This is a genomic window from Calderihabitans maritimus, assembly GCF_002207765.1.
GTDB lineage: Bacteria > Bacillota > KKC1 > Calderihabitantales > Calderihabitantaceae > Calderihabitans > Calderihabitans maritimus.
In genome coordinates this window covers 187470-193971 of record NZ_BDGJ01000168.1, presented here as the reverse complement: position 1 = coordinate 193971, position 6502 = coordinate 187470, and the positions used below count along the sequence as shown (strand labels likewise).

Sequence of the window (6502 nt, the reverse complement as noted above, 5' to 3'; positions counted from 1 at the left end):
CCCCCCCCGCCGTACTCGTCGTTCAGCTTGGCAGCCCTTTCCAACAGGCGGGAGTGGAGATAAAATACGTCGCCTGGGTAAGCTTCCCGTCCCGGGGGACGTCTCAAGAGTAGAGAAAGCTCCCGGTACGCAGCAGCTTGTTTGGAAAGGTCGTCATAGACTACCAGAACGTCCTGTCCTTTGTACATGAAGTATTCACCCATGGCGCATCCCGCATAAGGGGCAATATAGAGGAGTGGCGCCGGTTCACTTGCCGTAGCCGATACAACAATCGTGTAGTCCATGGCCCCGTATTGTTCCAGCTTCTGTACCACTCCGGCTACGGTCGAATTCTTTTGGCCAATAGCCACGTAAATACAAATTACGCCCTGTCCTTTCTGGTTAATTATGGTATCTACTGCCAACGCCGTCTTTCCCGTTTGACGGTCTCCAATAATTAGCTCCCGCTGTCCCCGTCCAATAGGAATCATGGAGTCAATAGCCTTCAGTCCCGTCTGGAGAGGCTGGTGCACCGGACGGCGGGCTACTACTCCCGGCGCAGGAGACTCAATGGGACGAAAAGTGTCGGTCTTTATGGGTCCCTTACCGTCGATCGGCTGGCCTAGCGGATTGACAACCCGTCCAATAAGCGCTTCTCCTACGGGAACCTCCACAATACGGCCGGTCCGCTTAACCTCATCGCCCTCTTTGATATGGGTGTAGGGCCCTAGAATTACGCAACCTATATTATCTTCCTCTAAGTTCAGTACCATCCCGTAGGTATTGCCAGGAAATTCAAGCAATTCCCCGGCCATAGCCTTTTCCAATCCGTAGATACGGGCGATACCGTCGCCCACCTGGATAACGGTTCCCACATCAGTAACTTCGACCTTGGCTTCATATCGCTCTATCTGTTGCTTTAGAATAGAGCTAATTTCATCGGGTCGAATGCTCATTTACTCCCTCACCCCTATCTCTTTAAAATCAGCTTCTTTCAATTTCTCCTCCAACATTTTTAAACGATTGGCCACACTGCCGTCCAAAATACGGTCTCCCAATTTTACCACTACTCCACCGATTAAATTCGGATCTACTTGAGTTTTTACCTTCACCCGTTTGCCGGTCATACGAGATAATTTATCTTCCAGCACCTTTACGTCCTCCGCGGACAGTTCTACCGCCGAACGGACTTCAGCCTCGAAAATGTTACGCGCTTCGTTGGCCATAGCCATATATTCCTCGTAAATCTGCTCCAGGAAACGCTCCCGCTGCTTATCAAAAAGCAGTTGCAGAAAGTTCAGTGCCGTCTGGGACACTCGTTCCTTGAAAAGCTCTATAAAAAGTTCTTTTTTATCTGTCGAGGAAATGCGCTGGTGCTGGAATATCTTTAGAAGCTTTTCGTTGGCATGAATGGTATCTATGATTAAACGCAGTTCATTGCCCAAATCCTCCAGAAGGTCTTTTTCGCGGGCAACAGAAAACAAAGCCTGGGCATAACGCCGGGCTACCGCTTTGTTAATCATTGAAGCTCGCCTACCTCTGCTACAAACTGTTTCACCAATCTTTCATGATCCTTCGGATCCAGGGTCTTGCCTATAACTTTACCCGCAGCCAGCACTGCCAAGGTGGCCATCTCGTCTCGAATCTCTGCGAGAGCTTTGGTTTTTTCGGCTTCAATTTCCTGCCGGGCTTTCTCTAAAATCTTCGCGGCCTCCTCCTTGGCATTAGCTATCATTTCTTCCTTCATGCTTTCGCCCGTCTTGGTGGCCCGATTAATAATTTCCTGAGCTTCCTGCTTGGCACTTTCCAGTTTCTCGTTATATTGGGCCAGCAATTCCTCTCCCTGTTTCTTGAGTTCCTCCGCCCGTTCCAGATTGCCCTCTATTTCCTTCCGGCGGTTATCCAATGTTTTCAGTAAAGGTCCGTAAAGAAATTTATATAAAACGGCCAGTAAAATCAAAAAATTAATTATAGCCCAGATTAACTCCGAAACGTTAATTAACCCTTCCATCGCCAACCTCCTCTCACGAAAAAACGTGGGGGGGCGACTAAAAGGTATCCCTTTTAATCGCCTCCCTTTTCAAACAGCGCCAACTAACCAATCTTACCAAGTAACATGAATGCAATAAGTAGACCATAAATAGTCAGCGCTTCCATGAAGGCCAGAGCCAAAATCATGGAAATACGGATGTCATTAGCTGCTTCAGGCTGGCGAGCAATGCCCTCAAGGGCTCTAGCGGCCGCATTACCTTGGCCCAACGCGGGACCCAAAGTGGCAATGCCAATGGCCAGGCCTGCAGCAAGGGCAATTAAACCGGCTGCTATGGACACTCTTTTTTTCCCTCCCTTCCTAAAGTTCATTTGTCCATACAAGAATTAAAACCTATTGAACTACAGCACTAGTCCTCAATGATGCTCTGCGTGCTCCTCTGTGGCTTCCGCAATGTAAACGGCGGTCAACAGGGTAAAGACAACCGCCTGGATCAACCCCATCAAAAGGCTTAAAAACATCATGGGCAGGGGCACAAAAGCATGAACCAGTTCGAAAAGTTGTTCTATGGTCATTTCTTCACCAAATATGTTTCCGAAAAGACGCAAGGAAAGCGACAATGGACGAACGAACTGTTCAATGACCACCAGAGGAAGCATGAAGGCAACGGGTTGAATAAAGTGCTTCAAGTACCCCAGCCCGTGGGTCTTAAAACCGGAAATCTGCGTAGCGAAAAACACCACGATAGCCAGCCCCAGGGTGACGCCCCAGGCGCTGGTAGGAGCCGCCAGACCCGGTATTTTACCTGCCATTGGTAGCAGGCCACTATAATTAGAAATCAGAATAAAAATAAATAGGGTCATGAGTAACGGTAAATACTGCTTGGCCCGGCGGTATCCCATAATACCGGCGAAAAAGTCCAACAAGGCTTCTGTGATCATTTCCATAACATTTTGAGCCCCGGTAGGAACCCTGCGTAAATTGCGAGTGGCCAACCAGCTAAAGACAATGATCAAAAGCATGATCGCCCACATCGTAGTTACCCTGCTGGTAACCTCCAGACCAAATAAATGAAAAAGTGCACCGGGCACCTCATGACCACCGCCGTGTTCCATTAAATTTCACCCCTTTCTTTTGAAGAAATATTTAACGGCCAAATACTTCTGCATCGCCGTCAGCCCTAAAGCCGTACCGGTCAGCAACCATACCCTTTTGTAAACAGCAAAAAGCACCAGGAAATTAATTCCGTAGCGCACTAGGTAACGTCCCCATAATTTCGCTTTCGCTCTGTCTACGGGCAAACCTTCCAGACGGGGAAGCAATCTCACTATCAACTGGTGGTTAAAGATGCTGACTACGGCACCGAAAGCTAAACCGACGAATAACTCTTGAAGGTTCAACCGTTACCCTCCCAGTTAATCTTTTTCCTAATTACCATTCCCCCTTTTCGGCCTGCCTAATACTTTTAATTGGGTAAAAAGATGCTGGAAGGAAAGTCCTACTCCCAAAAGTACTCCCACAAACATTAAAAAAGGCGAGGTCTGAAATTTCTGGTCCAGGTAATTACCAGCATACCAGCCTAGTCCAATACGTACGGCAGTAGAAATACCGAAGGATGCGGCGACACTGAAAAGCTTTACATAGCTCCAGGCTTTTTCCGACATAACAGTCCCTTCCTAAAAATTAAACTAACCTCTCTGGTTATCGCCCCATCCTAAATAGTATGTAATTTTTCCCGTTTCATACCAAAAAAGTATACATTATACCGCATAATTGATACACACTTTAACTATTATTCTCTCTCCCATAAAAAAATCCTTTTTTTCGCCCCTACTTTTTTTTAGCGTTTTCGGTAGATTTCATATATTTCCGCCTGCCTCTCTAAGAGGAAAATTGTACCGGTGGATAAGGCGAAAGCTTAAAGTGATACAGAATGCCTTCTACAATACGGCGGGATGCTTTTCCGTCACCGTAGGGATTCACGGCATTGGCCATTTTTTGATAAGCATCCTGGTCTTGGAGCAGACGGACGGTTTCCGATATAATACGCTCCCGTTGCGTGCCCACCAATTTAACCGTGCCTGCTTCCAAAGCCTCCGGACGCTCGGTAGTATCCCGCAGCACTAAAACCGGTTTTCCCAAGCTGGGAGCTTCCTCCTGCAGGCCCCCGGAATCGGTGAGGACTAAGTAGACCTTATTCATTAGATTGACAAAGGGTTCATAATCTAAAGGTTCGATCAGGTGGACCCGCGCCATGTTGCCCAGAATTTCACGGGCCGGCTCTCGCACCCGGGGGTTCCGGTGTACCGGAAATATTACTTCTACTTCGGGAAATTTCAGTACCAAATCTTTTAGGGCCAACAAAATGCGGGTCATAGGTTCTCCCCAGTTTTCCCGCCGGTGAGCAGTAACCAGGAGCAGCTTGGAGGAAGTGAAATCAATGGAAGCCAATTCTCCCCGGAAAGAGTAGTTTTCCTTTACCGTAGCCAGCAAAGCATCTATTACCGTGTTCCCCGTAACCAGAATAGTTTCGGGAGGAACGTTTTCCGAAAGCAGATTTTCTTTAGCTCGAAGAGTCGGAGCAAAGTGTAAATCGGCCAGGACTCCCGCCAGCCGGCGGTTCATTTCTTCCGGATAAGGTGAATATTTATTTCGGGTACGCAAACCAGCCTCTACGTGTCCTACCGGAATCCGTTGATAAAAAGCGGCAAGAGCAGCCACAAAAGTCGTACTAGTGTCCCCATGAACCAAAACCAAGTTCGGCCTTTCCTTCTCCAATATCTCTTTCATTCCCAGCAAAACCCTGGTGGTAATATCATAGAGAGATTGTTTCCTTTGCATAATGTTTAAATCGTACTGGGGACTTATTTGAAATAAGTTCAAAACCTGATCCAACATTTCCCGGTGCTGGGCGGTAACTGCCACCACCGTATCTATCTTCTGCCGATGTTTCTCCAGTTCTTTGATTAGCGGAGCCATCTTGATGGCCTCTGGACGCGTTCCAAATACTGCCAGTACTTTGGGTTTGAACAAATCTATCCCGCCTTTTCTGCCGCCAAACCAGGCTATATTAAATGTCTCCCACCGGGCTTCATTCTTCTGGAGTGAGGTATCCCTTGTTAATCAGCTTGAGAATATGCTCCTCCAAAGCCCTTTCAATATCGACTCCGTATTGTTCTTCCAGCACAAACATCATGGATACGGCTGTCTGGGCTACGTCCAGCAGTTCCCGGGTTATCTGCTTCATAACTTCGTCCTGAGAAATATCTACCCGCTCTCCGTTAAGCCCCCGGAGTTTACCAATGGCCTGAGCCAGCTCTCCCGTCTCTTCCATGAGCTTCAGTGCCGTGGATTCCATGGTGGGGGAAAGTTTATTCAGGCGCGGAAGGGCTACAATTTTCTTTTTCACATTCAGTTTCTCCTTTCTCCCGCAAACCGCTGAAACGAACGACTTCAATTCCTGCCTCCTGCATGAGCTTCACGGCCAGGTTATCCGGGTAGTCACCCCGGTAGACCACTCGTTTGATTCCCGCATTGATAAGTATTTTAGTGCACAAAACGCAGGGATGGTACGTGGTGAAGAGAGTGCCCCCTTTGATACTTGCCCCGTAAGTAGCCGCCTGGATGACCGCGTTCTGTTCGGCATGGACCCCCCGGCAAAGCTCGTGTTTTTCACCTGCCGGTACCCCTTTCGCTTCCCGCAGGCAACCTACTTCATCACAGTGAGCCAGACCGCTGGGGGCTCCGTTGTAACCGGTACTCAGAATACGGTTGTCTCTGGTGATAATCGCTCCCACCTGCCGACGCAAACAGGTGGAACGCTTGGCCACCACTTCTGTTATTTCCATAAAATATTCATCCCAACTTAGGCGCCTGTTATTATTCACTATCTTTCCCGCCTTATTCAGTACCGAACAGTCTGTCCCCGGCGTCTCCCAGACCGGGAACTATGTATCCATGATCGTTTAGCCTTTCATCAACGGCAGCTGTATATATGTCTACCTCCGGATGTTCACGACGGACACGCTGAATGCCTTCAGGAGCTGCAATAAGGCTGAGAAGTGTAATATCTCGCGCCCCTTTTTCCTTTAACAGTTGAATAGCACCCGCTGCCGAACCTCCTGTGGCCAGCATCGGATCAACTACTATCAACTCTCCGTCCGCCACATCCTTCGGTAGCTTGTAGTAGTACTGTACCGGTTCCAAAGTATGGGGATCCCGGTACAAGCCTATATGTCCCACCCTAGCCGTCGGGATCAAACGGAGCATACCGTTGACCATCCCCAGTCCGGCTCGGAGTATAGCTATAATGCTCATTCTCGCTGCTAAAACCTTAACCCTTGCTTCCGCAATCGGGGTTTGAACTTTCGTTTCTTCCAAAGGAAGATTACGGGTAACTTCATAGGCCATCAGCATGGCCACTTCCTCTAACAATTCCCTGAACTTCTTACAACTGATATTCTTATCCCGCATTAAGGACAATTTATGCTGGATCAAAGGATGGTCAAGAAGGTGTAATTCGGACATAAATTG

General features: G+C 48.2%; 11 protein-coding genes. All 11 read right to left on the bottom strand.

Going from position 1 to position 6502, the window contains the following annotated elements; all coding sequences use genetic code 11:
• On the bottom strand, positions 1–935 hold a 935-nt coding region (atpA, locus tag KKC1_RS13250), incomplete at its 3' end, for a F0F1 ATP synthase subunit alpha (RefSeq protein WP_088554897.1).
• The gene (locus KKC1_RS13245; RefSeq protein WP_088554896.1) at positions 936–1502 is read right to left on the bottom strand and encodes a F0F1 ATP synthase subunit delta; all 567 of its coding nucleotides are present in this window, start codon (positions 1500–1502) and stop codon (positions 936–938) included.
• The gene (atpF, locus tag KKC1_RS13240) at positions 1499–1990 is read right to left on the bottom strand and encodes a F0F1 ATP synthase subunit B (RefSeq protein WP_088554895.1); all 492 of its coding nucleotides are present in this window, start codon (positions 1988–1990) and stop codon (positions 1499–1501) included. Before atpF ends, KKC1_RS13245 begins: the two co-directional genes overlap by 4 nt.
• An 83-nt stretch (positions 1991–2073) precedes the next feature.
• Positions 2074–2340: an ATP synthase F0 subunit C gene (atpE, locus tag KKC1_RS13235; RefSeq protein WP_088554936.1), complete on the bottom strand. Its 267-nt coding sequence runs from the start codon at positions 2338–2340 to the stop codon at positions 2074–2076.
• 45 nt (positions 2341–2385) lie between these two features.
• A complete protein-coding gene (gene atpB / locus KKC1_RS13230; RefSeq protein ID WP_088554894.1) occupies positions 2386–3084 on the bottom strand; it encodes a F0F1 ATP synthase subunit A in 699 nt (232 codons plus the stop codon).
• 6 nt (positions 3085–3090) lie between these two features.
• Positions 3091–3369, bottom strand: a complete 279-nt coding sequence (locus tag KKC1_RS13225) for an ATP synthase subunit I (RefSeq protein WP_088554893.1) — start codon at positions 3367–3369, stop codon at positions 3091–3093.
• 27 nt (positions 3370–3396) lie between these two features.
• Entirely contained in the window at positions 3397–3633 is a 237-nt protein-coding gene (locus KKC1_RS13220) for an AtpZ/AtpI family protein (RefSeq protein ID WP_088554892.1), read from the bottom strand.
• A 217-nt stretch (positions 3634–3850) separates the two neighbouring features.
• Entirely contained in the window at positions 3851–5002 is a 1152-nt protein-coding gene (gene wecB / locus KKC1_RS13215) for a non-hydrolyzing UDP-N-acetylglucosamine 2-epimerase (protein ID WP_088554891.1), read from the bottom strand.
• Positions 5003–5060: 58 nt separating this feature from the next.
• Complete coding sequence (locus KKC1_RS13210) at positions 5061–5378, bottom strand: MazG-like family protein (protein ID WP_088554890.1); 318 nt, start codon at positions 5376–5378, stop codon at positions 5061–5063.
• The gene (locus tag KKC1_RS13205) at positions 5341–5859 is read right to left on the bottom strand and encodes a deoxycytidylate deaminase (protein ID WP_088554889.1); all 519 of its coding nucleotides are present in this window, start codon (positions 5857–5859) and stop codon (positions 5341–5343) included. Before KKC1_RS13205 ends, KKC1_RS13210 begins: the two co-directional genes overlap by 38 nt.
• 10 nt (positions 5860–5869) lie before the next feature.
• Positions 5870–6496 carry a uracil phosphoribosyltransferase gene (gene upp / locus KKC1_RS13200; protein WP_088554888.1) on the bottom strand — a complete coding sequence of 209 codons (627 nt, stop codon included), beginning with the start codon at positions 6494–6496 and terminating at the stop codon, positions 5870–5872.
• Positions 6497–6502: the final 6 nt, after the last annotated feature.